A 26,084-nucleotide genomic window follows, 5' to 3' on the forward strand; every position below is an offset into this window, starting at 1 on the left:
GGTCCTCCAACCGACGCCCGCCCCGCCGCCGGTAGGGTGAGCGGGTGACTTCAGGAGACACCCCCGATCTCTCGACGACGGCAGGCCGGCTGGCCGACCTCCGCGAGCGGTACCACGAGGCCGTGACCGCTGCGGGCGAAGCAGCCATCGCGAAGCAGCACGCCAAGGGCAAGATGACGGCGCGCGAGCGCATCGAGCTGCTCCTCGACGAGAACTCGTTCGTCGAGCTCGACGAGTTCGTCCGGCACCGCACGCACGCCTTCGGCATGGAGTCGAAGCGGCCGTACGGCGACGCGGTCGTCACCGGACTCGGCACGATCCACGGACGACAGGTCGCGGTCTACGCGCAGGACTTCACCGTCTTCGGCGGCTCCCTCGGCGAGGTCGCCGGCGAGAAGATCGTCAAGGTCATGGAGCACGCACTGAAGACCGGCGTGCCGATCATCGGGATCCTCGACTCCGGCGGCGCCCGCATCCAGGAAGGCGTCGTCGCGCTCGGCAAGTACGGCGAGATCTTCCGCCTCAACACGCAGGCGTCCGGCGTCATCCCCCAGATCTCGATCGTCATGGGCCCGGCGGCCGGCGGCGCGGTGTACTCCCCCGCACTCACCGACTTCGTGATCATGGTCGACAAGACCAGCCACATGTTCGTCACCGGCCCCGACGTCATCAAGACCGTCACCGGCGAGGACGTCGGCTTCGAGGAGCTCGGCGGCGCACAGACCCACAACGCGGTCTCCGGTGTCGCGCACTACCTCGCCGACGACGAGAACGACGCGCTCGACTACGCGCGCTCGCTCATCGGGTTCCTGCCGGACAACAACCTGTCCGACGCACCCGCCTACGACCTGGCCCCCGAGCTCGAGACGACCGACGCCGACCGCGAACTCGACGTCGTCATCCCGGACTCCGCGAACCAGCCGTACGACGTCACGCAGATCATCGAGCACATCGTCGACGACGCCGACTTCCTCGAGGTGCAGCCGCTCTTCGCACCGAACATCCTCATCGGCTTCGGCCGGGTCGAGGGACGCACCGTCGGCATCATCGCGAACCAGCCGCAGGCCATGGCCGGCACGCTGAACATCGACGCCGGCGAGAAGGCGGCGCGCTTCGTGCGGTTCTGCGACGCGTTCGGGATCCCGATCCTGACGCTCGTCGACGTCCCCGGGTACCTGCCAGGCACCGACCAGGAGTGGACCGGCGTCATCCGACGCGGCGCGAAGCTCCTCTACGCGTACGCCGAGGCCACCGTCCCGCTCGTCACCGTCATCACGCGCAAGGCCTACGGCGGCGCGTACATCGTGATGGGCTCGAAGCAGCTCGGTGCCGACATCAACCTGGCGTGGCCGACCGCCGAGATCGCCGTGATGGGCGGTCAGGGTGCCGTGAACATCCTCTACCGGAGCGAGATCAAGCGCGCGGAAGAGGCGGGCGAGGACGTCGCAGCCGTACGCTCCCGCCTGGCCAACGAGTACACGTACAACGTGGCGTCGCCGTACCTCGCCGCCGAGCGCGGGGAGCTCGACGGCATCATCCAGCCGCATGCCACGCGCGTCTCGGTCATCAAGGCGCTGCGGGCGCTGCGCGGCAAGCGGGCATCACTGCCGCCGAAGAAGCACGGGAACATTCCCCTCTGATGGCGCGCCACGCAGCAGCCGTCCCCGCGGACGAACCGACTCCGGTCGCGGACGTCCACGTCGTCTCCGGCGAGCCGACGCCCGAGGAGCTCGCGGCGGTCATCGCCGTCCTGCAGCACCAGGCCGACGAAGCGGCGGCCGCTGGCCGTGCGCAGATCGAGGTGTCGCCGCGTGTCGGCTGGGAGACCTCCGCTCGTGGGCTCCGCGGCCCGCTGCCTCACGGTCCGGGTGCCTGGGCCCGTTCGCTGCGCTGACGACCGAGCTGGGATGTACCCCTGGGATACCGGACGGTATGCGCGTTGCAGGGTGCACTTCCCGGTCGGTCTCCCCTCGTGCGGGGGACACGTGTCGCTCGAGGGGGACCGGAAAGGGCGTGTTTGTCCCCCATAATGATGACTGACACGATGCGTACTTCCGGGCATAGTTACTGGTGTTCGGTGTACGAAGTACATCGCCGGACGGTGGCCGACTAGGGTACGAAGCCACTGTCCGCTGCGAGCCAGGGCGATATTCGGGTTGTCGCTCTGCCTCGGGTCGTGAACGGGCCGGTCGGGTTTCCTGACCGGCCCGTTCCCCGTTTCCGGGCGTGCTGCCACGTGCCGGGCGCTGCCGACCCGGAACGACAGACTCGCTGTCGTACGACGACGACGCTGTCGCTCGTTGCGGACGCAACGAGCGCCGACACCGCACCACGTGCGGTGGTCGCGACCACCCATCGGACGGGAGGCTCGTGGCGGCGCCGCCACGGGCCTCCCGTCCGGCGCGGAGCGCGTCCAGGGCCGCCCCGGCTACGCGCGCTCGTGCCGCGGGATCTCGAGCCAGAGCGCGACCGAGTCGTCCTCGTCGCCGTCATCGTCGTCATCGTGGGCCGTGCCCAGCGCCGCCGACTCGCTCGCCGCGACGTCGAGCCGCAGGCCGACCACCGTCACCGCAGCGCCCGACCCCTCCGGTACCGTCCGGACGATCACGTTGTCCGCGTCCCACGCCTGCCGGAGCGCGTCTGCGAGCTGTGCGTGGATGCGCCGGACGTCGTCGGCCTCGAGCTCGTCGAGACCACCGTCGTCGTGCAACTGGACGACCGCACCGCGGCGACGGAGGCGCATGACCTCCTCGCGGACGTCGTCGGAGAGCAGGGACCTGCCGCGGATCTCGTCGCGGATGGCCTGCTCGAGGTGCAGGCACTCGGTGCGCTCGGCGTCGGTGAGGTCCCCGCACGAGTCGATGATGCGTTGCAACATCGGCAGCGCCATCCGCGTCGTCTGGCTGAGTCGGAACTGCCGCTCGAACACGTGGGCGTCCTGCGCCGCCTGCCAGTCGGCGGTCTCCTGCTCGGCGCGGATGAAGTCACGGGTGGTGCGGGTCGCGCGGTTCATCACGAAGTTGAAGATCGTCGCGATGGCGACCCAGACGACGCTGCCGAGCACGCCGAGCGCACCCAGCGCGTCGGGTCCCGCCCACGCGACCGTGTACATCACGAGGAACGACACCCCGACCCATGCGAACACGATCCGCTGTCGCACGGCGACGATCACCATGAGCGTCCCGACGGCCGCGATCCACCACGTGCCGAACCCCGGCGTCGCGCCGGCCTCGGCCCCCGGCGCCGCGACGACCGGCATCATGACCGCCGTGGCGAGCGAGAAGCAGGCGACCCACACCGGCAGGACGGCACCCTTGGCGAACAGCGCCGCGCCGGTCGCTGCGGCGTACAGCGCCATGCACGCGAGCACCGCGCCGACGTCGTCGACACGGAACAGCGTCGTCGAGGCGAGGAGCAGGTGGTAGAGCGAGAACAGCGCGGCGAGACCGATCGCCACGCCGGCGGGGATCGAGATCTTCACGACGCCTCCGCCCGGTCCACTGGTCGGGCGGGCCACGTCAGCACCACGCGGGTCCCTGCTCCGGGTGCCGTGTGGATCTCGGCGATCCCGTCGGCAGCGGCGACGCGTTCGATGATCGACCGTCGGACGCCGAGACGACCGGCAGGGATCGCATCGGCGTCGAACCCGGTCCCGTCGTCCCCGACCTCCACGCGCACCACGCCGGAGGCCGACACGTCGACGCTGACCCAGCGTTCGACGCCGTCCCCGGCGTGCTGCACGCTGTTCACCGCTGCCTGGATCGCCGCCGACGCCAACGCGTCCGCGGCGGGTGCTGGCGCGTTGTGCATGCCGAACGGCCCGCCCCGGACCGCCACCGGGGCGGCGAGTGCGGACACCGCAGCACCGATGCGCGCGTGCAGCTCTGCGAGCGGCACCGGTGGCACCTCACGCGGCCCGTCGGACGCCGCCGCGAGGTGGTCGATCGCGTTCCGCGCCATCCTGCTGGCGAGCGTCTTCGCCTCGAGCGTGTCCGCACGTGCGGCCGAGAGCAGCGTGGTGAGGACGCTGTCGTGCACGATCGCGTCGACCTGCACACGCTCGACCTCGGTCGCGTGCTCCCGGATCGCGTGCGAGTACCGGCGCACGGCGGTCGCCTGGGCCGAGTCGACGGCGGCCGCCGCCCGGCGGAGCACCACCGCGAGCACGAGCGTGACGATGCCGAGGATCGTCGTGTAGACGCCGTCGAGGAGCGCCCGGGTCAGTCCGACCTCGCCGCCGGCGGGCGTCAGGCGGATGACGATGTACACGATCGGGACGAGCGCGTTGTAGACGGTCGCCCGCCACGGCGCGAAGCCCATCGCGGCCGCCGTCGTCCCGACGTTGCAGAACCACCACGGCCACGGCACCTGCCCGGCCGGCAGATCGTCGCGGAGCGTCAGCGGCCACGTCACGAGCGCGACGAAGAACACGAGCGCGCACAGGATCTGCGCGGGCTGCGCGAACCGCTGCACCAACGCCGAGACGCCCACGAAGACGAACGATGCGGCGACCGCGACCACGACGACCGGACCCCAGAGCGGGTCGAGCACCGGGAGCTGGTGCACGACCGCCGGCGCGTCGACGACGCCGAGCCCGACCGCCGCGAGGGCGAGCAGGATCGCGAACGCGCGCTCCGTCGACGCCTGCGTGATCCTCGCCCGCACACCGCGGGACGGGTCGGTCCCGAACGGCGCGACGTCGGCCGTCAGCGGCGCCCGGGTGCCGTCAGCGCCCGTCGACATCCGGGTCGATGCCGGAGTCGAGCCCCGGCAGGATGCCGTCCTCGACCGCACGGCGGAGCAGGTCCACCTTCGTCGGGGCCGGACGGCCGACCTCGACGTACTTCACACGGATCCGGTCGAGGTACTCGCGCGCGGTCGAGTACCCGATGCCGAGCTGCTGCGCCGCGAGCTTGAGGGGCAGACCGGATGCGTAGAGATGGAGGATCTCGCGCTCACGACGGCCGAGCTGCGCCTTCGCGAAGTCGCGGTCGGCGTCGATCGCGCTCGCCCACTCGAGGTTGTTGAGGACGTCGCCCCGAGCAACGGTGGCGACGGCGGCCATCACGGTCTTCGTCGCGGACGACTTCGGGATGACCCCGGCAGCCCCTGCCGCCAGTGCCTCACGGACGTTCGCGACGCGGTCGGCGATGCTGTGCACGAGGACGGCCGAACCGGTCCCCTGCACGCCCTTGACGTTCTCCGTCACGGTCGAACCGTCGCCGAGCGACAGGTCCAGGACGACGACGTCCACCTCTCGCCCCTCGAGGTTCGCGATGTACTCGGGCACGCTCGCTGCGGTGAGGACGACCTCGAACCCCTCGTTCTGGCATGCGGCCTGGATGCCGAGCCGGACGGATTCGTGGTCGTCGACGATCGCGACGCGGACCGGCCTCGTGGTGAGTCCGGTCGTCCCTGTGGTGGTGGTCGATTCTGCTGGCACGGTGACCTCTCGTTCCGACGGGCCCGGCCCCTGAAACCGGGTTGCCATCAGCAACCAAGGATACCCAGGTCCGTCTCAGGTTCAGGTCTCGCCACACACAGTGTGCGCTATGCGATCGGCACCAGGCGCGCGACGGCCTCCATGTGGTGCGTGTGGGGGAACAGGTCGAACGCACGCAGCGCCTCGAGGCGGTACCCGAGGTCGGCGAACGTGGCGACGTCCCGCGCGAGTGCGACCGGGTCGCAGGCGACGTAGACGACCTGCGCGGGCTGCAGTGCGGCGATCTGCACCACGACCTCGCGCCCGGCGCCGGCGCGCGGCGGGTCGAGCACGACCGTCCCGGCACGGAAGCGCTGCTTCTCGGCCGCGGACGCCGTCGACGTGGTGCGCGACAGCCAGCGGTCGACCCGACCGGTCTCCGCGCGGGCCCCGATCCACTCGGCGAGGTTCTCCTGCGCGTGCTCGGTCGCGCGCGGGGCGCTCTCGACGCTCGTGATGCGCGCCTTGGGTCCGACGAGGTCGCCGAGTGCCGCGGCGAGCAGGCCGACACCGCCGTAGAGGTCGAGGTGGGTGCCCTCCGGGTCGAGCCGGTCACGGTCGACGAGGTCCTGCACGGCAGCCGTCAGCACCTCGGCGGCGCGGTGGTGCACCTGCCAGAAGCCGTTGTCGTCGACCTGGAACGTCCGCTCCCCCACGACCTCGGTCACGATCGTCGGCTTCTGCTCGTCGATGACGAGGCGCGCACCGTCGGAGCTGCTCGGTGCGAGGACGTCGACGACCGATGCCCCGGGCATCGCCGCCCGGCCGATCGGCGCGCTCTCCTGCACGGCAGCGGTGGCCAGGGGCAGCGAGGAGACCTGCACGACGTCGTGCGAACGCGCGGCGAACGGCCCGGCCGTGCCCTCCTCGTCGACGTGCAACCGGACGCGGGTGCGCCACCCGAGACCGTTCGCCTCGTCGTCACCGGGAGCCGGCTCGACGACCACGTCGTGCCCGAGCGCCTCGGCCAGGTCCATGTGCGCGAAGCGGGAGAAGGAGTCGACGAGCACGTCGTGCTTCAGGGTGCGCTGGTGGGAGAGGGCGATGTGCCCGAACTCCGCGCCGCCCGGGCGGACGGCGGGGTCGCGATCGAGGCCGGCTTCGGGCCAGACGTGGTCGACGCGGTGCTCGCTCGGGGTGACGACGCTGACGGTGTCCGCGCGCCAGAACGACTTCTTCCGGTCCTCGGTCACCCGCGCGACGACACGCTCGCCCGGGATCGCGTCCGAGACGAACACCACGCGCCCCTCGTGCCGTGCCACCGAGATGCCGCCGTGGGCGATCCCGGTGACGTCGAGTTCGAGCAGCGTTCCGACGGATTCACCCATGGTTCGATGTTCCCATGCGTCTGTACCTCGCGAGTACCTCCCCCGCCCGTCGAGCACTCCTCGCCCAGTCCGGCATCGAGCCGGTGCTCGTCTCCCCCGGGGTCGACGAGGACGCCGCGGCAGCAACAGCCTCGGCATCGCTCGGGCGCGACCTCACCGGACCGGAGCTCGTCTCGCTCCTCGCCGTCGCCAAGGCGTCGGCGGTCGCGGACGCCGAGGTCGCGGGCTCCCCGGTCGACGGGTTCGTCTTCGGTGGCGACTCCGCGTTCGAGGTCGACGGGCACCTGTACGGCAAGCCGCACGACCCGGCCGTCGCGAAGGAACGCTGGCGGCAGATGCTGGCCGCCGGCGGCGGCACGCTGTGGAGCGGCCACTGCGTGGTCGACAGACGCCGTGACCTGGACGCCACCGCCCACCGGACGGGAGGACCGGGTGCGGCCCGCACCGAGCCTCCCGTCCGTCTCGGTTCCGGTCTCGGGCCGTGGGCCGGTCCGCTCAGCGAGGTCGCGCCCGGCGGGTCCGCCCTGGTCGCCTCCGGCGACCGCGTCGTCGCGGTCGACAGCGCCGTCCTGACCTTCGCGGACGACGTGTCCGCGGACGAGATCGACGCGTACGTGGCGACGGGTGAGCCGCTCGAGGTCGCCGGGGCGTTCACGATCGACGGTCGGGCCGCTGCGTACATCACCCGGATCGACGGCGCGCCGTCCGCCGTGGTCGGGCTGTCGCTGCCCGTGCTCCGGTCGATGCTGCTGCGGGGCTTCGGCGTGGCGTGGCACGACCTCTGGGCACTGTAGACATCCACACTCCAACGCGGTCGTTCTTTGTGGATGCCGGTCAATTCGCACTCCCGCAGCACGAATACGCTGACTTACCATGCCCCGTATCAGCAAGGTCCTCATCGCGAACCGCGGCGAGATCGCCGTCCGCATCATCCGCGCGGCCCGCGATGCTGGAAAGGCCTCGGTCGCGGTCTACGCCGACCAGGACCGTGACGCTCTGCACGCACGCCTCGCCGACGAGGCCTACGCACTGAACGGCACCACCAGCGCGGACACGTACCTGGTCATCGACAAGATCATGTCCGTCGCCCGCCGCTCCGGCGCCGATGCCGTGCACCCCGGCTACGGCTTCCTCGCCGAGAACGCCGACTTCGCCCGCGCCGTCATCGACGCCGGGCTGATCTGGATCGGCCCGTCGCCCGAGTCCATCGAGCAGCTCGGCGACAAGGTCTCCGCGCGGCACGTCGCCGAGAAGGTCGGCGCGCCGCTCGCCCCTGGCACCATCGAGCCCGTGCAGGACGTGTCCGAGGTGTTCGACTTCGTCGACCAGGTCGGGCTGCCCGTCGCGATCAAGGCGGCGTTCGGCGGCGGGGGCCGAGGGCTGAAGGTCGTGCGCTCGCGCGACGAGATCGTCTCGCAGTTCGAATCAGCAACCCGCGAGGCCATCGCGGCGTTCGGTCGTGGCGAGTGCTTCGTCGAGAAGTACCTCGACAAGCCGCGCCACGTCGAGACCCAGTGCCTGGCCGACGAGCACGGCAACGTCGTCATCGTCTCCACCCGCGACTGCTCGCTGCAGCGTCGTCACCAGAAGCTCGTCGAAGAGGCACCGGCGCCGTACATCACGGCGGAACAGCACGACCGGCTGTACGAGTCGTCCAAGGCGATCCTCCGCGAAGTCGGCTACGTCGGTGCCGGCACGTGCGAGTTCCTCATCGGGGCCGACGGCACGGTGTCCTTCCTCGAGGTGAACACCCGTCTGCAGGTCGAGCACTGCGTGTCCGAGGAGGTCACCGGCATCGACCTGGTCCGCGAGCAGTTCCGCATCGCCGAGGGCGGCGTGCTCGACTACGAGGACCCTGCGCCCCGCGGCCACTCCTTCGAGTTCCGCATCAACGGCGAGGACCCCGGTCGCAACTTCTTCCCGGCTCCCGGCCCGGTGCACGTGTTCCACGTGCCGTCCGGCCCCGGCGTCCGCGTCGACTCGGGCGTCGTGTCCGGTGACGTCGTCTCCGGTTCGTTCGACTCGATGCTCGCGAAGCTCATCGTCACCGGTGCCACGCGTGCCGAGGCGCTGGAGCGGGCTCGTCGTGCGCTTGCCGAGTTCGAGGTCGCCGGGCTCCCCACCGTGATCCCGTTCCACCGTGCGGTCGTGTCGGACCCGGCGTTCGCGACGGACGACTCCACCCCGTTCAGCGTCTACACGCAGTGGATCGAGACCGACTTCGTGAACGAGATCCCGGCGTGGAGCGGTTCCCCCGAGGAGCTCCCGGCACCGGCCGCACGCGACTCGGTCGTCGTCGAGGTGCAGGGCAAGCGCATCGAGGTCACCATGCCGTCGATCGTCGGTGGTGGTGCCGCTGGTGCCGCCCGCCGCCCTGCTGGTCCGTCCGCTCCCCCGCGTCGTCGTTCGTCGGCGGTCAAGGGTGGCCGTGCCGCGTCGGGTTCCTCGGTCGCATCGCCGATGCAGGCCACCGTCGTGAAGCTCGCCGTGGCCGAGGGCGACACCGTCGTCAAGGGCGACCTGCTCGTCGTGCTCGAGGCCATGAAGATGGAACAGCCCGTGCAGGCCCACAAGGACGGCGTCGTCACCGGCTTGAACGCCCCCGTCGGCCAGACGATCTCGTCCGGCCACGTGCTGCTCGAGCTCGCGTAGCGGCGCGGGCGCTTCGCGTTTCGCCGCTCGCGGCTGCACCCCTGTGCGAACATCGCGCCCGGTCACGCCCGGGCGCGATGTTCGTCAGAGAGTGCGACTCGCAGCCGCTCGCCACGCAGCGCCCCAGTTCGGTGCCAGCGGGACCCCTGCTTCGATCAGGCGCCTGGGTAGCTGACCGGCGGGCATCGCATCCGCCCAGGTGACCCGCGCGAAACCGTTCACCTCGTGTCGCGCTCGGAGTCGGTCTTCGCGGCGTTTCTCTGCGACGAGTACCTCTTCTGCAGTCCGCCCGTTCCGCATCTCGGGCCTCGTGTACTTGGTTGCGCCGTCGAACTCGACGATCGTGCCGCTCGCGGGGAACCACAAGTCGACCCGCTCGGCACCGCCCCACTCGTTCGGGAACGCGTGTTGGAGTTCTGCAGGCGGAGCGCCGAGAACGATCGCGCCCCATCGCGTGATGCTCTCGCCGGGTGAGTCGGCAGCGGCATCCGCCGCATCGATCAACCGGAGTGCCCGGACCCGCGATCGTGCTGCGGTGCGATGGGCGAGTTCGTCGCGGATCACCGACTTGGACACCCCGCGACGGAGGACCGCATCCAACACGACAATGGCGCGCCACGGATGCTCTCGCAGGGCGACGTCCACAGCGGTGACGGCAAGCGACGTGACGACGACGCCGTCGACCAGCTCGACCGGTGGCATTCGGCCCGCGGAGCCGACACGCTGGATGCGGTGCTTCGTCTGCCCACGGTCGCGCGCTGGATCGGTCACGACCACCCGGTCCCCGAAGGAGCCGATCCAGGGGAGGCGGTGCTGCGCAACGGCCGACACGTGCGACACGATCAGCGCTGCGCGGCCCGAGTCCACGACGGCCCGGATGAGCGACACGTGTCGATCGTGCGCCGAGGCAGCCTCCCATTCGCTTGCGTCCGCGTAAGCGCCGCGACGGACACGCACGAGTTCGCCGCGTGCAGCAGCCCGACGTATCGCGATCCCGTCGGCTGCATCGACTCCCGCCGCGGTCGACACCAGTTCGATTCCCATCATCCGACGGTCGCATGATCCGGGTGGGGTGCGGGCTCGGGGCGGCGCTCGGTGGAGAAACTCCGTTGTCCGGCGTCCGTTGAGGCATCCCGTGCTGGATTGCGCCCTCTCTCGGACATCGCGCCCCGTCGGGATGGGGCGCGATGTTCGTGAGAGGGCGCAACCTCGCGGCGGGCGCCGACGGCGCGGCGGGCGCCGACGGCGCGGCGGTCCCGCCGCTACGACACGCGGGGGCGGATCGCGTCGGCGAGGGCGTCGACGAGCGACTGGGCCTCGGCGGGGGTCGAAGCCACCGTGTCGATGTAGACCTTCACCTTGGGCTCGGTGCCGCTCGGGCGGACGATGACGCGCGCGTCGCCCTCGAGGTCGTAGCGCAGGATGTCCGACGGCGGGAAGCCGTCCACGCCCGACGCGTAGTCCGTCGTCGACAGGACCGTCAGCGGACCGAGCGTTGCAGGCGGGGAGGTCCGCAGCGCCGCCATGATGTCGCCGATGCGGGCGAGGTCGTCAACGCGGGTCGCGACCTGCCCGGACGCGAACGCGCCGAACTCTGCGGCGAAGGCATCGAGCTGCCCGGCGATGGACGAGCCGGCCGCAGCGAGCGACGTCGCGAGGTCCAGCAGGACGAGTGCTGCGGAGATGCCGTCCTTGTCACGGACGACCTCGGGGTCGACCAGGTAGCCGAGTGCCTCCTCGTACCCGAAGAGCAGATCGGGGACGCGGGAGACCCACTTGAAGCCGGTGAGCGTGTCGCGGTACCCGAGCCCGTACCGTGCGGCGACGCGGGACAGCGCCGGGGACGACACGATCGATGCGGCGAGCACGCCCGACGCACCGGCGTCGACGGCACGGGACGCCCCACGCCAGCCGAGCAGCCACCCGACCTCGTTGCCGGACAGTCGGCGGAACGAACCGGAACCGTCCGGGATCGCCAGCGCAAGTCGGTCGGCGTCCGGGTCGTTCGCGATGACCAGGTCGGCGCCGACCTCCGTGCCCCTGGCCGTGGCGAGGTCCATCGCGCCGGGTTCCTCCGGGTTCGGGAACGACACCGTCGGGAACGCGCCGTCCGGCTCGATCTGCTCCGGGACGACCGCCGGCTCGGCGAACCCGGCCGCGGCGAACACGGCCCGCGCGGTCTCCCACCCGACGCCGTGCATGGCCGTGTAGACGACCGAGGGCTGCGCATCGACCGGCAGCGCCGGGGCGGGCACGATCGCGGCCGTGGCGGCCACGTAGGCGTCGACGAGCTCCGAACCGGCGACGGTGTAGTCCGTCGCGCGAGCGAGGTCGGCGACAGAGCCCACCGCCGCGATGGCGTCAGCGATCGACGCGTCGACGGGCGGGACGATCTGGGAGCCGTCGTCGTCCCCGCCAAGGTACACCTTGTAGCCGTTGTCCCGTGGCGGGTTGTGGCTTGCGGTCACCATCACACCCGCGCCGACGCCGAGGTGCCGGACGGCGAACGCCAGCACGGGGGTCGGGAGCGCCGAGGGCAGCAGCGTGACGTCGAGGCCGAGGCCCCGCATGACCTCTGCGGAGTCACGGGCGAACACGTCCGAGTTGACGCGTCCGTCGTAGCCGATCACCACACTGCGGTCGCGCCCGGTCTCGATGAGGAAGCGAGCGAGCCCGGCGGCCGCCTGGGAGACCACCACACGGTTCATCCGCAAGGGCCCCCACCCGAGCTCGGCTCGGAGACCAGCGGTGCCGAACTGCAGGCGCCCGGCGAACCGCTCGTCGAGCGTCGCGAGCGCGGTCGGATCGCCGGAGGTCGCCGCGGTCAGCACCTCGGACAGCTCGTCCCGCGTCGTGTCGTCCGGGTCCTGCGCGAGCCAGGCCCGCGCGACGTCGAGGACCGACACGTCCTCGCCGAGGTCCCCGTCCCCGATCGCCCCGTCGGACGCCCCCGTGTACGGGCTCACAGCGCCGCCACCACCCGCGCGAGCAGGTCCGCGATCACCGGCTCGGCCGATTTGCCCGCCTCGAGCACCTCGGCGTGCGACAGCGGCGTCTTCTGGATGCCGGCAGCCAGGTTCGTGATGAGCGAGAACCCGAGGATCTCCATGCCCGCCTGTCGCGCCGCGATCGCCTCGAGCGCCGTGGACATGCCGACGATGTGCCCGCCGATCGTCTTGGCCATCTGGACCTCGGCCGGCGTCTCGTAGTGCGGCCCGCGGAACTGCGTGTACACGCCTTCGTCGAGCGACGGGTCGATCGACCGGGCGACGGCACGCAGCCGCGCCGAGTACAGGTCCGTCAGGTCGACGAACGTCGCGCCCTCGAGCGGGCTGTCGGCGGTCAGGTTGATGTGGTCGCTGATGAGCACCGGGGTGCCGGGCGTCCAGTGCTCCTTGATGCCGCCGGCACCGTTCGTGAGCACCATGGTGGTCGCACCGGTCGCCGCCGCGGTCCGGACGCTGTGCACGACACGACGGACCCCGTGCCCCTCGTAGTAGTGCGTCCGCGCACCGATGACGAGCGCGTGCCGCCCGTCCGCCAGCCGGATGGACCGGACCGTGCCGGAGTGTCCGGGAACCGCGGACGCGCTGAAGCCGGGGACGTCGGCGGCGTCGATCGACGACACCGTCTCGCCGATGAGGTCGGCGGCCTTGCCCCAGCCGGACCCGAGGGTCAGGGCGATGTCGTGACGCTCGATGCCCGACCGTTCCGCGATGACGGCTGCGGCGTCGCGTGCGACGTCGAACGGGTCGACGGAGGGGTCGTTGAGCGGGTTCGTGCTTGCCATGGAGCAATGCTACGGGGCGGGCACCCACCCCAGGGACCGGACCCCACCCCCGACTCCTACGGGGCGGTCGGATCCCCCAGGGACTTCTCGACCGCCGCGGTGATCTCGGTCTGGTCGAAGTGGTTCCGGATGACGATGACCTCGGCGTAGGTGCTGCCGATCGCCTCGACGAACTCCTGCGAGGTGAGGATCACGTTCGCGTCGTCGGAGACTTCTCGCACGGATGCCACGTCGGCCGCCACCACCTCGGCGGAGAGCCCGAGCGCCGCGAGGGCCTTCTCGGCGTTCACCTTGAGGATCCCACTCGACCCGATGCCGGCACCGCAGATGGTCACGATCTTCACGCGGACACCCCCATGATCGTCCTGACCTCGGCAGCGGAGGACGCCGCCGCGAGCCGCGACGTCACCGACGCGTCGTTGAACAGGTTCGCGATCTCGCCGATCGACTCCAGGTGCGTGCCGACCTCGGCGACGGCGAGCCCGAGCACGACCGACACGGGGTCGTTGTGCGGGTGGCCGAACGCGACCGGCGATGCCAGGGTCACCACGGACAGGCCGTCCCGCAGCACCGCGGACCCCGGCCGGGCGTGCGCGAACGCCAGCCCTGGTGAGATCACGATGTACGGCCCGTGCTCTTCCACCATGGCGATCATGGCGTCCGTGTAGGCGTCCGTCGCCGCGCCCGACGACACGAGCGCACCACCGGCGAGCCGGAGCGCGTCACGCCACGACGGCGCGGACGCACCGAGCACGACGGCGTCGTCGGAGAGCGGCGGGAGACCCATGCGATCAGGCCTCCGCGTACCCGGTCGTGATGATGGAGATGATCTCCTCGCGGTCTTCGAGCGGCAGGAACGAACCGAGCGCCGCGTTGATCTGGAACGCGGCCAGGTCGTCGAGGTCGTAGCCGAAGGTGCCGGCCAGGAGCGCGAGCTCCTTGCTGAGCGAGGTGTTGCTCATCAGGCGGTTGTCGGTGTTCACCGTGACCCGGAAGCCGAGCTGGTACAGCACGTCGAACGGGTGGTCGGCGAGGTCGTCGCCCCACGCCGCGATCGCCCCGGTCTGCAGGTTCGACTGCGGCGAGAGCTCGAGCGGGATCTCCCGGTCGCGGACCCACGAAGCGACCTCGCCGAGGGAGGCGAGCGTCGAACCGTCACCGGCGTCCGAGAGCTGGATGTCCTCGAACAGGCGGACGCCGTGCCCGAGCCGCAGGGCCCGGCCGTCGACGAGCGCCGAACGGATCGAGGCGATGCCGTCCGCCTCACCGGCGTGCACGGTGACCGGGAAGAGCTCGGAAGCGAGGTGGTCGAACGCCGCGCGGTGGTTCGACGCGGGGAACCCGGCTTCGGCCCCGGCGATGTCGAACCCGACGACGCCGTGATCACGGTGGCGGACGGCGAGCTCGGCGATCTCGAGCGCACGGTCCGCGTGGCGCATGGCCGTCACGAGCTGCCCGACGCGGATCGCACCGTCCGCTGCGACGACCGCTTCCTCGATGCCCGCCTGCACGGCTTCCACCGTCTGGTCGAGCGTCAGGCCGCCCTGCAGGTGCTGCTCGGGAGCCCAACGGATCTCGCCGTAGACGACGCCGTCGGCGACGAGGTCCTCCACGAACTCGCGGGCGACGCGGGTCAGGCCGTGCGCGGTCTGCATCACGCTGGTGGTGACGTCGAAGGTCTTGAGGTACTCGACGAGCGAACCGGAGTTCGACTGGTCGGCGAACCACTGGCCGAGCTCGGCCGGGTCGGTGGTCGGCAGGTCGATGCCGCCGTCCGAGGCGAGCTCGACGATCGTCTCGGGGCGGAGTCCGCCGTCGAGGTGGTCGTGCAGCGAGACCTTCGGCAGGTCGTTGATCACGGCACCCGCGTCGGGCAGTCGGTACGTGGGGGCGTCGTGGGCGCTCATGACGACCAGGCTATCGGTGGTCGCGCCCGCCTCGCCCGTGACGTCCCACAGGTTTGTGGAGAACTGACTGGAGGCTCGCTACATGTGAGCGGACCGGCTCACGTCAGGCGCTCACGGACGATCGGTCCACGCTCGGGAGCGGACGTCCCGATCGACCAGGCCCCGTCGAGCACCTCGAGCGCGCGCGGGATCCGGGACTCCTCGTCCGTGTGCAGGGTCCAGAGCGGCTGCCCCTCGACGACCGCATCGCCGGGCTTCACGTGCAGCTCGATGCCGGCACCCGCCTGGACCGGGTCCTGCGCACGGGCTCGACCAGCACCGAGACGCCACGCCGACACACCGAACGGCAGGGCTTCCTGCGTCACGAGCACGCCGGAGGACGGCGCGGTGACGACGTGCTGCTCGCGGGCCACCGGGAGCGCGGCGGACGGGTCGCCGCCCTGCGCCGAGATCATCCGCCGCCAGGTGTCCATCGCGCGGCCGTCGGCGAGCGCCGCAGCCGGGTCCGCGTCCGGCAGACCAGCGAGCCGCAGCATCTCGGAGGCGAGCGAGAGCGTCAGCGACACGACGTCCGACGGTCCACCGCCCTCCAGCACCTCGATCGACTCCCGCACCTCGAGCGCGTTGCCGATCGTCAGGCCGAGCGGGACCTCCATGTCGGTCAGGAGCGCCGAGGTGGCGACCCCTGCGTCCTTCCCGAGGTCGACCATCGTCTGCGCGAGTTCCCTGGACGCCTCGTACGTCGGCATGAACGCCCCGGATCCGAACTTCACGTCCAGCACGAGCGCACCGGTGCCCTCGGCGATCTTCTTCGACATGATGCTCGACGCGATGAGCGGGATGCACTCGACGGTGCCGGTGATGTCCCGGAGCGCGTAGAGCTTCTTGTCGGCGGGAGCGAGGCCTGACCCGGCCGCGCAGATGACCGCTCCGACGTCGGAGAGGATCGACATCATGCGGTCGTTCGACAGCGACGCCTGCCACCCCGGGATCGACTCGAGCTTGTCGAGCGTGCCCCCGGTGTGCCCGAGCCCACGGCCGGACAGCTGCGGCACCGCCACCCCGAACGACGCCACGAGCGGTGCGAGCGGCAGCGTGATCTTGTCGCCGACACCACCGGTGGAGTGCTTGTCCACGGTCGTCTTGCCGAGCGAGGAGAACGACATCCGCTCCCCCGACGCGATCATCGCGAGCGTCAGGTCCTTGATCTCCCGACGCTCCATGCCGTTCAGGAAGATCGCCATCGCGAGGGCCGCCATCTGCGGGTCCTCGACGTAGCCGCGCGTGTAGGCGTCCACGAGCCAGTCGATCTCCGGGGTGCTCAATGCGGCACCCGAACGCTTCGTGCGGATGAGGTCGACGGTGTCGAAGGGCTCGACGGCCATGTCAGTGCTCCTGTTGGTACGTGACGAGGGTGCGCGGCCCGAAGGCGTCCGGGAGCACCTCGTCGATGGTGCGGATCCCGGAGACGGTCTCGAGCAGCATGCCCTCGGCCGAGTGCTCGAACAGCAGCTGCCGGCACCGACCGCACGGCATGAGCGTCGCGCCGTCGCCGTCCACGCAGGTGAACGCGACGAGCTTGCCGCCGCCGGTCATGTGCAGCTGCGAGACGAGCGAGCACTCCGCACAGAGGGTCACCCCGTACGAGGCGTTCTCGACGTTGCAGCCGGACACGATCCTGCCGTCGTCGGTGAGCGCGGCAGCGCCCACCGGGAACGACGAGTACGGCGCGTAGGCGTGCCGCATCGCGGCCGTGGCCGCGTCACGCAGTGACGCCCAGTCCAGATCGGACGGGAGGCTCGTGGCCGCGTCCGCAGCGGCGGTGTCGGTGACCCCCTGGTCACCTGATGCGTTCGTGTCGGTCATGTGCCGAGCCTCCCGGCTAGCTCTTGATGTACGGCTTGCCGGACGCGGCGGGACCGCGCGACTGCCCGACCAGGCCGGCCACCGCGAAGATCGTCACCACGTAGGGCAGCATGAGCAGGAACTCGCTCGGGACGGGCGAGTTGATCGACCCGAGGACGTTCTGCAGGTTCGACGCGAAGCCGAACAGCAGCGCAGCGAGCGTCGCGCGGATCGGGTCCCAGCGGCCGAAGATGACCGCGGCGAGGGCGATGTAGCCGGCCCCTGCGGTCATGTCCTTGGCGAACGGCCCGACGGAGCCGAGCGTGAAGTACGCGCCACCGAGCCCCGCGATGGCACCGGCGAGCGAGACGTTCCAGAACCGCGTGCTGAGCACGTTGATGCCGACGGTGTCCGCCGCCTGCGGGTGCTCGCCGACCGCGCGGAGCCGGAGGCCCCATCGCGTCTTGAACAGGGCGAAGGTCACGACCGCGACCGCGATGTAGGCCAGGTACACGATGACGTTCTGCTCGAAGAAGACCGGGCCGATGACCGGGATCTGGTGCAGGACCGGGATCGGCAGGACCGGGAACCGGATGCCGACGTTGAGCGTCTGCTCGGCCGGGGAGAGCACCTGCGAGTAGAGGAAGCCGGTCAGTCCGGAGATGAACGCGTTGATGACGACACCGACGATGACCTGGTCGACGAGGTACTTGATGCTGAACGTCGCGAGGACGAACGACACCAGGACACCGGCGACGAGCGCACCGACGAGACCGACCCATGCGGAACCGGTGAGCGAGCCGATCATCGCGGAGACGAACGCCCCGGCGAGGAACTGGCCCTCGATCGCGATGTTCACGACGCCCACACGCTCCGAGATCACACCGCCGAGGGCACCGAAGACCAGCGGGACGCTCAGGCCGAGCGCCCCGACGAGCAGCCCTGGAAGCGGGATCGTCGCACCGGCCGCCGCCCAGGTGAGGAACCCGACGACGAACAGGATGGCGAAGACCGAGGTGACCCAGAGCGGGACCCTCCGGTACCCGTTCGACTGGACGAACGCGTACACGGTCGCCAGGGCGAGCAGGACGGTGACGGTGATGCCGGTCCCCGTGGCGGGGAGCTGCACGTCCGGCAGCTGGACGAAGTCGCCCGCGTTCGCGAGGCGGAACGTCGCAGAACCGTCGCGGCCGAGCAGGACGAAGAACACCAACGCGACGACCGTGAAGACGGCGAATGCGATCGGGGCCTTCCAGCTGCGGGTGGACTCGACGGCGCGGTCGGCCAGCGTCTCCGCTCCGGAGGGCATGGAGGGGCTGATGGTGCTCACGCGGCGACTGCCTTCCGCTGGGACTTCTTGGAGACCTTGCGGCGGGCGCCCGGCTGCGGGATCCGGAAGATCGCGCGGACGAGCGGCGGTGCCGCGATGAACAGGACGATGAGGGCCTGGATGACACCGACGATGTCGATCGGGATGCCGTTGGCGGCCTGCATCGCGTAGCCACCGTTCTTCAGCACGCCGAACAGGATCGCCGCCCAGAAGGTGCCCCACGGCTTCGAGCGGCCGAGGAGCGCCACGGTGATGGCGTCGAAACCGATGCCCGCGTCGATGTTCGACGTGAAGCCACTCGTCACGGCGCCCTGCACCTGGTACGCCCCGGCGATGCCGACGAGGGCACCGGAGATGACGAGCACCCAGATGGTCAGCGACGGGACGCTCATGCCGGCGACGCGTGCCGCACGCGGGTTCTCACCGATCGTGCGGAACCGGAAGCCGAGCGACGACTTGTTGACGAGCCACCACACGACGACGACGGCGATGATCGCGACGACGAACCCGAGGTCGACGCCGTAGCGCGGACCGAACAGCGCCGGCAGCACCGCGGAGTCCTTCATGGCGGGCGAGATCGGGTTCGGGCTCCCCGGTGCCTGCAGCAGCCCCGGAGTGCGGAGCAGGTAGCTGACCAGGTACAGCGCGACGTAGTTGAGCATGATCGTCAGGACGACCTCGTTCGCACCGGTCCGCGCCTTCAGCACACCGACGATGCCGCCCCACACCGCGCCGCCGACGATGCCGGCGACGATGGTCAGGGGGATGTGGATGATCGCGGGCATGTCGAACGCGAACCCGACCCACCCGGCGGCCGCGGCACCCATCAGGATCTGCCCCTGGCCACCGATGTTGAAGAGGCCGGCGCGGAACGACAGCGCGATGCCGAGACCCGCGGCGATGAGCGGGACGGCGTAGTCGATCGACCGGGTGATCGGGACGATCGCCTGCGCGAACGAACTCGCGCCGAAGTTGACGACCGAGCCCTGGAACAGCGAGGCGTACGAGCCGCCGACGGCGGTCCAGATCGCCCGGAAAGTGTCGGCCGGACGGGCGAAGAAGTACCCGGCGGCCTGCTGCACGGCGGGGTCCGTCACCGCGATGAGGATGCCGCACGCCACGAGCGCGAGCACGATCGCGAGGACCGTGACGAGGACGGAGCCGTTCAGGATGCTCTGCAGCGCGGTGTTCCAGCGGTCGCCGCCCGAGTCGCCGGCACGGCGCTCGGTGTCGGCGGCGGAGTCCGTCATCAGGTGCGGCGTGCCCTCGACGTCCTGGATGCGGTCGTCGGTGGGCAGCTCGTCCCCGGCCTGCGCCGGCTGCGTGTTCTCTGGCGTGTTGCTCACGCTGCCAGCTCCGTTCCTTCGGGAAGCTCCCCGGCCATCATGAGGCCGAGGACGTCACGCGGGGTGTCCGCGGGGACGATGCCGATGATCGCGCCGCGGTACATGACGGCGATGCGGTCGGCGAGCGCCACGACCTCGTCGAGCTCCGTGGAGACGACGATGACCGGGACACCGGTGTCGCGGGTGGCGACGATGCGCTTGTGCACGAACTCGATCGACCCGACGTCGATGCCGCGCGTGGGCTGGGCGGCGACGAAGAGGCGCAGTTCGCGGCTCAGCTCGCGTGCCAGCACGATCTTCTGCTGGTTGCCGCCGGACAGCCGACCGGCGGCGGTGGTGCGCGAAGGCGTGCGGATGTCGAACTCGGCGATCTTCTCGTCGGCGAACGCGTCGCGCTCGGCCGACCGGATGGTGCCGGCGCGGACGAACTCGGCGTGGTCGGCGCGGTCGAGCATCAGGTTCTCGGCGATCGTGAACTCACCGACGAGCCCGTCCTCCTTCCGGTCCTCGGGGACGAACCCGACCCCGGCGTCGAGGATCTGCTTGACGCTGCGGCCGCTGATCTCGCGGCCGTCGAGGGTGATCCGGCCGGAACGCATGTGCTCGAGGCCGATGATCGCCTCGGTGAGCTCGGTCTGGCCGTTGCCCTGCACGCCGGCGATCGCGAGGACCTCACCACGTCGCACGGTGAACGAGACGTCGTCGACGAGCACGATGCCGGACGGGTCGGTGACGGTGACGTGCTCGACGACGAGGGCGTCCTCGCCGCCGGTCGCGGGCTCCTTCTCGACGACGAGCGACACTGCTCGGCCGACCATGAGCGCTGCGAGCTCGTTGTTCGTCGCGGTCGGCGATGCCTCGCCCACGACCTTGCCGAGCCGGATCACCGTGATGCGGTCCGCCACCTCGCGGACCTCACGGAGCTTGTGGGTGATGAAGACGATCGCGGTGCCGGCTTCACGGAGCTGGCGCATGATGCCCATCAGCTCGTCGGTCTCCTGCGGGGTGAGGACGGCCGTCGGCTCGTCGAACACCAGCACGGACGCGTCGCGGGAGAGCGCCTTGATGATCTCGACGCGCTGCTGCACGCCGACGGGCAGGTCCTCGACCTTCGCGTCCGGGTCGACGTCGAAACCGAACCGCTCGGAGATCTCGCGGACGCGCTTCCGGGCGCCGGCGAGGTCGAGGCGGCCGCCGAAGGACGTCTCCTCCTGTCCGAGCATGACGTTCTCGGCCACGGTGAAGACCGGGACGAGCATGAAGTGCTGGTGGACCATGCCGATGCCGGCACGCATGGCGTCGCCGGGGCCGTCGAAGTCCTGGACGACGTCGTCCAGGAGGATCTCGCCCTCTTCGGCCTGGTACATGCCGTAGAGCACGTTCATCAGGGTGGACTTGCCAGCACCGTTCTCGCCGAGGAGGCAGTGCACCTCGCCCGGTTCGACGGTGAGGGAGATGTGGTCGTTCGCGACCAAGGGGCCGAACCGCTTGGTGATGCCGCGGAGCTCGAGCTTCATGTCGGGGTTTACGTTTCTGTCGCTGCGGAGCGCACGGGAATGCGGGCGGAGGACTGCTCCCCCGCCCGCATCACATCGTGCTACTTGACGGTCGCCTTCGTCTCGACCTTGATCGAGCCGTCGATGATGCCGGACTTGATGGTGTCCAGCTCCTTCTGCAGACCCGAGTCGACCTTCGACTCGTAGTCGTGGAACGGCGCGATGCCGACGCCGTCGTTCTTCAGCGTGCCGACGTACGGGGTCTTCGAGAAGTCACCCTTGGCGGCCTGCTCGACGACGTCCTTGGTCGCCGGGCGCATGCCCTTCTCGACCGAGGTCAGCGCGATGTCCTTGTAGCGGGGGTCCGCCTCGTAGAGGTCGCTGTCCGCACCGATGAGCACGGAACCGTCGTTCGCGTCCTTGATCGCCTCGGCCGCAGACTGGTAGATCGGGCCACCGACGGGCAGGATCACGTCGGCGTTCTGGTCGAGGAGCGTCTGCGCGACCGACTTGGCCTGCGTGCCGGCCTCGAAGCCACCGGTGAAGGAGCCCTTCTGGCTGTCGACGTCCCAGCCGACGACCTTGACGTCCTTCTTCTTCTGCTCGTTGTAGTACTTCACGCCGTCCGCGAAGCCGTCCATGAAGATGGTGACGGTCGGGATCTGCATGCCGCCGAAGGTGCCGACGACGCCGCTCTTGGAGTACGACGCGGCCGCGTAGCCGGCGAGGAAAGCCGCCTGCGAGGTGTCGAACGTGATCGGCTTGACGTTCTTGGCGTCGATCGAGTTGTCGTCGATGATCGCGAAGTCCGTGTCGGGGTTCGCCGCCGCCTGCTTCTTCGTGGCGTCGGCGAGGTTGAAGCCGACCGTCACGATGAGCTTGCAGTTCTGGTTGATGAGCTGCTCGATGTTCGAGTCGTAGACCGTCGAGTCCTTCGACTCCGCCGACTTGTAGGTCGCGCCGAGCTCCTTGGCGGCGTCCTTGAGCCCCTCGTAGCCGAGCTGGTTGAAGGACTTGTCGTCGAATCCGCCGGAGTCCGACACCATGCACGGGCGGAAGTCGGTGGACTTCGCCGACGAGGAGTCGGACGGAGCGGCGGAGCAGCCGGCCAGGACGGCGACGGTGCCGAGGAGCGCGAGGCCGCTGAGTGCGATCTGACGGGTACGAGATGACACGGGATGTTCCTCCGGGAGCAAGGGCCCGGGTCACTGCGCACCGGGCGATCGTGGCGACAGTACACGACCGCCCGGCCGGTACAGAGCCCGTTCCGACCACCCGGATGATCGGTTACGGGATCGCGACCGCGTCGTAACAGGCCCGTAACGCGGCGCAACGCCGGTGTCCCCAGTTCGGGGGATTTCGTGGTGGAGCGCTACAGGACGTCGTCCCGGCCGCTGATCTTCAGTGCATCCACCACACCCTTGACCCGCTGGGCGTTCGCGCTCGTCGTGACGAGGAGCGCATCGGGGGTGTCCACGACGACGATGTCCTCGACGCCGATGAGCGAGATGAGCCGCTGGCTGTGCGCGACGACGATGCCGCTCGACGAGTCGGCCAGGATGCGGGCGTTGTCGCCGAGCACCGCGAGGTTGTTCGTCCGCCCACCGGACTGCAGTTTCGCGAGGGACGCGAAGTCGCCGACGTCGTCCCAGTCGAAGTCGCCGGGGACCACGGCGAGCCGACCGGCGGCGGCGGCCGGCTCGGCGACGGAGTAGTCGATCGCGATCTTCTTCAGCCCCGGCCAGATCGCGTCGACGACGGCGCCGCGGGACGAGGTGTCCCACGCGGCGGCGAGTTCCTCGATGCCGGCGAGCAGGTCGGGCTCGTTCCGACCGATCTCGGCGAGGAGCACGTCGGCGCGGGCGATGAACATGCCGGCGTTCCAGAGGTAGCTGCCGTCGGCGAGGTACCCCGTCGCGGTGTCGAGGTCGGGCTTCTCGACGAAGTCCAGCACGGCGTGCGCACGCGGGGCGGTGTCGATGCCGAGCGAGTCGCCCGCGTGGATGTACCCGAACCCGATCGCCGGCTCGGACGGCGTGATGCCGATGGTCGTCACGTAGCCGGCGCGGGCCGCGAGCACCGCTTCGCGCACCGACCGACGGAACCCGCGGGCGTCGCCGATGACGTGGTCGGCGGCGAACGACCCGATGACCACGTCGGGCTCGCGCCGGCGGAGGATCGCTGCGGCCAGACCGATGGCGGCCGTCGAGTCCTTCGGCTCGCTCTCGAGCACGACGTTGTGGTCGTGGATGCCCGGCAGCTGCGACTCGACCGCGACCCGGTGGGCACGCCCGGTCACCACCATGATCCGCTGGTCCCCGGACAGCGGCGCGAGGCGGTCCCACGTCTGCCGGAGGAGCGAGGTGCCCGAGCCGGTCAGGTCGTGGAGGAACTTCGGGGCGTCGGCGCGCGACAGCGGCCAGAGGCGCGAACCGATCCCACCGGCGGGGATGATCGCGTAGAAGTCGTCGAGAGGGTCAGCCACTCGCTCACCGTACCGTCCGGTCGCCGCCGTTCCTGGGTACCGACCGCTCGGATGTGCGGGAAGCCGCACGACCTGTTCACCCCCGCCGAACGCGCCGTTCACCGTGCGGCCCCCGTCCGCGTCACGTGCGCCGCGGAGCATGGCGAGTGCCATGAACGCACGCAGCGTGGAGCGCGGCCAGGTCCAGCGGACCGTCGCCGTCGTGACCGAGAGCTTCCTGCCCACCCTCAACGGCGTGACCACCAGCGTCCTGGCGGTCCTCGACCACCTGGAGCGCCGTGGCCACCGCGCGGTCGTCATCGCGCCGGACGCCCCCGGTCTCGCAGCCTGGCGATCCCGCACCGAGCTCGAGCGGTACCGCGGGTTCGACGTGCACCGTGTACCGGCGGTCGCCTACCGCCAGTTCCCGGTCGCCCTCCCCCACCCGGTCCTCGACACGATCCTCGCCGCGTCCGGCGCCGACGTACTGCACGCAGCCAGTCCGCTCCTGCTGGGTGGGCGTGCGATCACGGCGGCCGGGAGGCTCGGCATCCCGTCCGTCGCCGTGTTCCAGACCGACGTGGCCGGGTTCGCCCGCCGCAACGGCCTGGCAGCGGCCGCCCCGTTGGCGAGACGGGTGCTCGCCCGGATCCACCAGGGCGCGTCGCTGACGCTCGCGCCGTCGTCCGCGACCGCGGCCATGCTGGCCGCGGACGGCGTCCCGCGCGTCACGCGATGGGGTCGCGGCGTTGACACCGACCTGTTCCACCCGTCGCGACGGCAGTCGGCGCACGTCCGCGCGTTCCGGAGGCGACTCGCTCCGCGCGGCGAGACCGTCGTGGGGTACGTGGGCCGGCTCGCACCGGAGAAGGAGGTCGAACGGCTCGCCGAGCTCGGCGGCATCCCGGGCATCAGGATCGTGGTCGCGGGAGGGGGGCCCTCCAGGCAGGCACTGGAGCGACGGCTCCGCCACCTCGACGTGACCTTCACCGGTCCGCTGCGCGGCGACGCCCTCGCGGATGCGTACGCGGCACTCGACGTGTTCGTGCACACCGGACCGGCGGAGACCTTCGGGCAGACGCTGCAGGAGGCGCACGCCACCGGCCTGCCGGTGGTGGCGCCGGCATCCGGTGGGCCGCTCGACCTCGTCGCGCCGGGGCTCGACGGCGAGCTCTACGACCCGGAGGTCCCGCAGGCGCTCCGGCAGGCGGTCGTCGGACTGCACCTCGACCGGGACCGCGCCGCGCGCATGGGGTCGGCCGGGCGGCTGCGGGTGGAGGGCACCACGTGGGAGGCGGTCGGCGACCAGCTGCTGGCGCACCACGACACGGCGAGGAACATCGGCGCGCCGCCCGCCGCCGCACGGGGTGTCCGAGCCGAGTGGAACGAGAAGGTCAGCTCCCGGTCATAGGATGGTCGTGTTCCACACGAACACGACGGCAACGGTGCGCCGATCGGCGCCCCGGTCTCAACGGAGGGCGAGCTCATGGCCGAGCAGACCGCAGGGAGTACGGCGACAGCCGTGCCACAGGTGACCATCGAGGCGCCCCGCGCGTCTCGGACCCCCAAGGGGACGCTGTACCGCGGCAGCACCGGTATGTGGTCGTGGGTCCTGCACCGCATCACCGGCGTCGCGATCTACTTCTTCCTGCTCGTGCACATCCTCGACACCGCGCTCGTGCGCCTGTCGCCAGAGGCCTACAACGCGGTCATCGGCACGTACAAGACCCCGATCATGAACCTCGGTGAGATCGCCCTCGTGATGGCGATCGTCTTCCACGCGTTCAACGGGCTGCGCATCATCCTGGTCGACTTCTGGTCCAAGGGGCCGAAGTACCAGCGGGCCATGTTCTGGATCGTCATCGTCCTGTGGGCGATCGCGATCGCGGGCTTCCTGCCGCGCCAGCTCATGAACCTCGTCGCCGACTTCCACTGACCAGGGGGCACCACATGACCACCGACACCATCGCACCCCCTCGCAGCTCCGAGGCCGCCCGCCGCTCCACCAACTGGGAGAAGTGGGGCTGGATCTACATGCGCGGATCCGGCGTCCTGCTCGTCGTCCTGATCTTCGGCCACCTGTTCGTGAACATGGTCGCGGGCGAAGGGGTCAAGCAGATCGACTTCGCCTTCGTCGCCGGCAAGTGGGCCAGCCCGTTCTGGCAGGTGTGGGACACCCTCATGCTCTGGCTCGCGCTGATCCACGGCTCGAACGGCATGCGCACGATCGTCAACGACTACGTGTCGAAGCCCGGCATCCGCAAGACGCTGCTCGTCGCCATCCTGGTCGCGTGCGTCCTGCTGATCGTCCTCGGCACGCTGGTCTGCTGGACCTTCGACCCGTGCCCCGCGGGCGCTGCCGCCGCCGACCTGCCGTCGTTCTGCCCGGCGCAGTAGCGCGACCCACCGCTTCTTCCTCTGCACCCCTGACTCGAGAGATCCAC

Annotated in this window: 24 protein-coding genes; 7 read left to right on the forward strand and 17 right to left on the reverse strand. The window is 70.5% G+C overall.

What is annotated here, in order from left to right; all coding sequences use genetic code 11:
* The first annotated feature begins 44 nt into the window (after window positions 1-44).
* Window positions 45-1,640 (forward strand): acyl-CoA carboxylase subunit beta, encoded by a 1,596-nt coding sequence (locus QK288_RS14660; protein ID WP_281265019.1) that lies wholly within the window; start codon window positions 45-47, stop codon window positions 1,638-1,640.
* Window positions 1,640-1,894 (forward strand): acyl-CoA carboxylase subunit epsilon, encoded by a 255-nt coding sequence (locus QK288_RS14665; protein ID WP_281265020.1) that lies wholly within the window; start codon window positions 1,640-1,642, stop codon window positions 1,892-1,894. Before QK288_RS14660 ends, QK288_RS14665 begins: the two co-directional genes overlap by 1 nt.
* 534 nt (window positions 1,895-2,428) lie before the next feature.
* Here the strand turns inward: QK288_RS14665 and QK288_RS14670 are convergent.
* Genes QK288_RS14670 through QK288_RS14685 form a run of 4 tightly spaced genes read right to left on the reverse strand, consistent with a single transcriptional unit; the run spans window position 2,429 to window position 6,810 of the window.
* A complete protein-coding gene (locus tag QK288_RS14670) occupies window positions 2,429-3,481 on the reverse strand; it encodes a hypothetical protein (protein WP_281265021.1) in 1,053 nt (350 codons plus the stop codon).
* Window positions 3,478-4,743, reverse strand: a complete 1,266-nt coding sequence (locus QK288_RS14675) for an ATP-binding protein (protein ID WP_281265022.1) — start codon at window positions 4,741-4,743, stop codon at window positions 3,478-3,480. Before QK288_RS14675 ends, QK288_RS14670 begins: the two co-directional genes overlap by 4 nt.
* Window positions 4,727-5,491, reverse strand: coding sequence for a response regulator transcription factor (locus tag QK288_RS14680; protein ID WP_281265023.1), 765 nt, complete (start codon window positions 5,489-5,491; stop codon window positions 4,727-4,729). Before QK288_RS14680 ends, QK288_RS14675 begins: the two co-directional genes overlap by 17 nt.
* Window positions 5,492-5,550: 59 nt before the next feature.
* Window positions 5,551-6,810, reverse strand: coding sequence for a TRAM domain-containing protein (locus QK288_RS14685; protein WP_281265024.1), 1,260 nt, complete (start codon window positions 6,808-6,810; stop codon window positions 5,551-5,553).
* 14 nt (window positions 6,811-6,824) lie between these two features.
* Here QK288_RS14685 and QK288_RS14690 point away from each other — a divergent pair, with 14 nt between their 5' ends.
* Complete coding sequence (locus QK288_RS14690; RefSeq protein ID WP_281265025.1) at window positions 6,825-7,604, forward strand: Maf family protein; 780 nt, start codon at window positions 6,825-6,827, stop codon at window positions 7,602-7,604.
* A gap of 79 nt (window positions 7,605-7,683) precedes the next feature.
* The gene (locus QK288_RS14695) at window positions 7,684-9,462 is read left to right on the forward strand and encodes a biotin carboxylase N-terminal domain-containing protein (RefSeq protein WP_281265026.1); all 1,779 of its coding nucleotides are present in this window, start codon (window positions 7,684-7,686) and stop codon (window positions 9,460-9,462) included.
* An 84-nt stretch (window positions 9,463-9,546) separates the two neighbouring features.
* On the opposite strand, the gene QK288_RS14700 is transcribed toward QK288_RS14695, so the two are convergent.
* From QK288_RS14700 to QK288_RS14760, 13 genes are all read right to left on the reverse strand, one after another.
* Entirely contained in the window at window positions 9,547-10,350 is an 804-nt protein-coding gene (locus QK288_RS14700) for a hypothetical protein (RefSeq protein ID WP_281265027.1), read from the reverse strand.
* A 374-nt stretch (window positions 10,351-10,724) separates the two neighbouring features.
* A complete protein-coding gene (locus QK288_RS14705) occupies window positions 10,725-12,368 on the reverse strand; it encodes a phospho-sugar mutase (protein ID WP_281267603.1) in 1,644 nt (547 codons plus the stop codon).
* 56 nt (window positions 12,369-12,424) lie between these two features.
* Window positions 12,425-13,252 (reverse strand): purine-nucleoside phosphorylase, encoded by an 828-nt coding sequence (locus QK288_RS14710; RefSeq protein WP_281265028.1) that lies wholly within the window; start codon window positions 13,250-13,252, stop codon window positions 12,425-12,427.
* A gap of 56 nt (window positions 13,253-13,308) precedes the next feature.
* Entirely contained in the window at window positions 13,309-13,596 is a 288-nt protein-coding gene (locus QK288_RS14715; protein ID WP_281265029.1) for a PTS sugar transporter subunit IIB, read from the reverse strand.
* Window positions 13,593-14,039 carry a PTS sugar transporter subunit IIA gene (locus QK288_RS14720; RefSeq protein WP_281265030.1) on the reverse strand — a complete coding sequence of 149 codons (447 nt, stop codon included), beginning with the start codon at window positions 14,037-14,039 and terminating at the stop codon, window positions 13,593-13,595. Before QK288_RS14720 ends, QK288_RS14715 begins: the two co-directional genes overlap by 4 nt.
* Window positions 14,040-14,043: 4 nt before the next feature.
* A complete protein-coding gene (locus tag QK288_RS14725; RefSeq protein WP_281265031.1) occupies window positions 14,044-15,159 on the reverse strand; it encodes an adenosine deaminase in 1,116 nt (371 codons plus the stop codon).
* A 98-nt stretch (window positions 15,160-15,257) separates the two neighbouring features.
* A complete protein-coding gene (locus tag QK288_RS14730; protein ID WP_281265032.1) occupies window positions 15,258-16,544 on the reverse strand; it encodes a thymidine phosphorylase in 1,287 nt (428 codons plus the stop codon).
* 1 nt (window position 16,545) lies between these two features.
* A complete protein-coding gene (locus tag QK288_RS14735) occupies window positions 16,546-17,025 on the reverse strand; it encodes a cytidine deaminase (protein WP_281265033.1) in 480 nt (159 codons plus the stop codon).
* 16 nt (window positions 17,026-17,041) lie between these two features.
* The gene (locus QK288_RS14740; RefSeq protein WP_281267604.1) at window positions 17,042-18,313 is read right to left on the reverse strand and encodes an ABC transporter permease; all 1,272 of its coding nucleotides are present in this window, start codon (window positions 18,311-18,313) and stop codon (window positions 17,042-17,044) included.
* A 17-nt stretch (window positions 18,314-18,330) separates the two neighbouring features.
* The gene (locus tag QK288_RS14745; RefSeq protein ID WP_281267605.1) at window positions 18,331-19,584 is read right to left on the reverse strand and encodes an ABC transporter permease; all 1,254 of its coding nucleotides are present in this window, start codon (window positions 19,582-19,584) and stop codon (window positions 18,331-18,333) included.
* Between the two features lie 92 nt (window positions 19,585-19,676).
* On the reverse strand, window positions 19,677-21,197 hold the full coding sequence (locus tag QK288_RS14750) for an ABC transporter ATP-binding protein (RefSeq protein WP_281265034.1): 1,521 nt from the start codon (window positions 21,195-21,197) through the stop codon (window positions 19,677-19,679).
* Between the two features lie 80 nt (window positions 21,198-21,277).
* A complete protein-coding gene (locus tag QK288_RS14755; protein ID WP_281265035.1) occupies window positions 21,278-22,351 on the reverse strand; it encodes a BMP family ABC transporter substrate-binding protein in 1,074 nt (357 codons plus the stop codon).
* Between the two features lie 197 nt (window positions 22,352-22,548).
* Window positions 22,549-23,661 (reverse strand): mannose-1-phosphate guanylyltransferase, encoded by a 1,113-nt coding sequence (locus QK288_RS14760; RefSeq protein ID WP_281265036.1) that lies wholly within the window; start codon window positions 23,659-23,661, stop codon window positions 22,549-22,551.
* Between the two features lie 151 nt (window positions 23,662-23,812).
* Here QK288_RS14760 and QK288_RS14765 point away from each other — a divergent pair, with 151 nt between their 5' ends.
* The 3 genes from QK288_RS14765 to sdhD all read left to right on the forward strand — a co-directional run bounded on the left by QK288_RS14765 (window position 23,813) and on the right by sdhD (window position 26,037).
* Window positions 23,813-25,051, forward strand: coding sequence for a glycosyltransferase family 1 protein (locus QK288_RS14765; RefSeq protein WP_281265037.1), 1,239 nt, complete (start codon window positions 23,813-23,815; stop codon window positions 25,049-25,051).
* A 75-nt stretch (window positions 25,052-25,126) separates the two neighbouring features.
* A complete protein-coding gene (sdhC, locus tag QK288_RS14770) occupies window positions 25,127-25,576 on the forward strand; it encodes a succinate dehydrogenase, cytochrome b556 subunit (protein WP_281265038.1) in 450 nt (149 codons plus the stop codon).
* A gap of 14 nt (window positions 25,577-25,590) precedes the next feature.
* Window positions 25,591-26,037, forward strand: a complete 447-nt coding sequence (sdhD, locus tag QK288_RS14775) for a succinate dehydrogenase, hydrophobic membrane anchor protein (protein ID WP_281265039.1) — start codon at window positions 25,591-25,593, stop codon at window positions 26,035-26,037.
* The last annotated feature ends 47 nt before the right edge of the window (window positions 26,038-26,084 follow it).

The organism is Curtobacterium sp. 9128 (assembly GCF_900086645.1).
Lineage (GTDB): Bacteria > Actinomycetota > Actinomycetes > Actinomycetales > Microbacteriaceae > Curtobacterium.

Coding starts and splice junctions, on each gene's coding strand:
- QK288_RS14665 (WP_281265020.1), top strand. CDS start 1,640: ATGGCGCGCCACGCAGCAGCCGTCCCCGCGGACGAACCGACTCCGGTC.
- QK288_RS14675 (WP_281265022.1), bottom strand. CDS start 4,743: ATGTCGACGGGCGCTGACGGCACCCGGGCGCCGCTGACGGCCGACGTC.
- QK288_RS14680 (WP_281265023.1), bottom strand. CDS start 5,491: ATGGCAACCCGGTTTCAGGGGCCGGGCCCGTCGGAACGAGAGGTCACC.
- QK288_RS14685 (WP_281265024.1), bottom strand. CDS start 6,810: ATGGGTGAATCCGTCGGAACGCTGCTCGAACTCGACGTCACCGGGATC.
- QK288_RS14690 (WP_281265025.1), top strand. CDS start 6,825: ATGCGTCTGTACCTCGCGAGTACCTCCCCCGCCCGTCGAGCACTCCTC.
- QK288_RS14695 (WP_281265026.1), top strand. CDS start 7,684: ATGCCCCGTATCAGCAAGGTCCTCATCGCGAACCGCGGCGAGATCGCC.
- QK288_RS14710 (WP_281265028.1), bottom strand. CDS start 13,252: ATGGCAAGCACGAACCCGCTCAACGACCCCTCCGTCGACCCGTTCGAC.
- QK288_RS14720 (WP_281265030.1), bottom strand. CDS start 14,039: ATGGGTCTCCCGCCGCTCTCCGACGACGCCGTCGTGCTCGGTGCGTCC.
- QK288_RS14725 (WP_281265031.1), bottom strand. CDS start 15,159: ATGAGCGCCCACGACGCCCCCACGTACCGACTGCCCGACGCGGGTGCC.
- QK288_RS14730 (WP_281265032.1), bottom strand. CDS start 16,544: ATGGCCGTCGAGCCCTTCGACACCGTCGACCTCATCCGCACGAAGCGT.
- QK288_RS14735 (WP_281265033.1), bottom strand. CDS start 17,025: ATGACCGACACGAACGCATCAGGTGACCAGGGGGTCACCGACACCGCC.
- QK288_RS14740 (WP_281267604.1), bottom strand. CDS start 18,313: ATGCCCTCCGGAGCGGAGACGCTGGCCGACCGCGCCGTCGAGTCCACC.
- QK288_RS14745 (WP_281267605.1), bottom strand. CDS start 19,584: ATGACGGACTCCGCCGCCGACACCGAGCGCCGTGCCGGCGACTCGGGC.
- QK288_RS14750 (WP_281265034.1), bottom strand. CDS start 21,197: ATGAAGCTCGAGCTCCGCGGCATCACCAAGCGGTTCGGCCCCTTGGTC.
- QK288_RS14765 (WP_281265037.1), top strand. CDS start 23,813: ATGAACGCACGCAGCGTGGAGCGCGGCCAGGTCCAGCGGACCGTCGCC.
- sdhC (WP_281265038.1), top strand. CDS start 25,127: ATGGCCGAGCAGACCGCAGGGAGTACGGCGACAGCCGTGCCACAGGTG.
- sdhD (WP_281265039.1), top strand. CDS start 25,591: ATGACCACCGACACCATCGCACCCCCTCGCAGCTCCGAGGCCGCCCGC.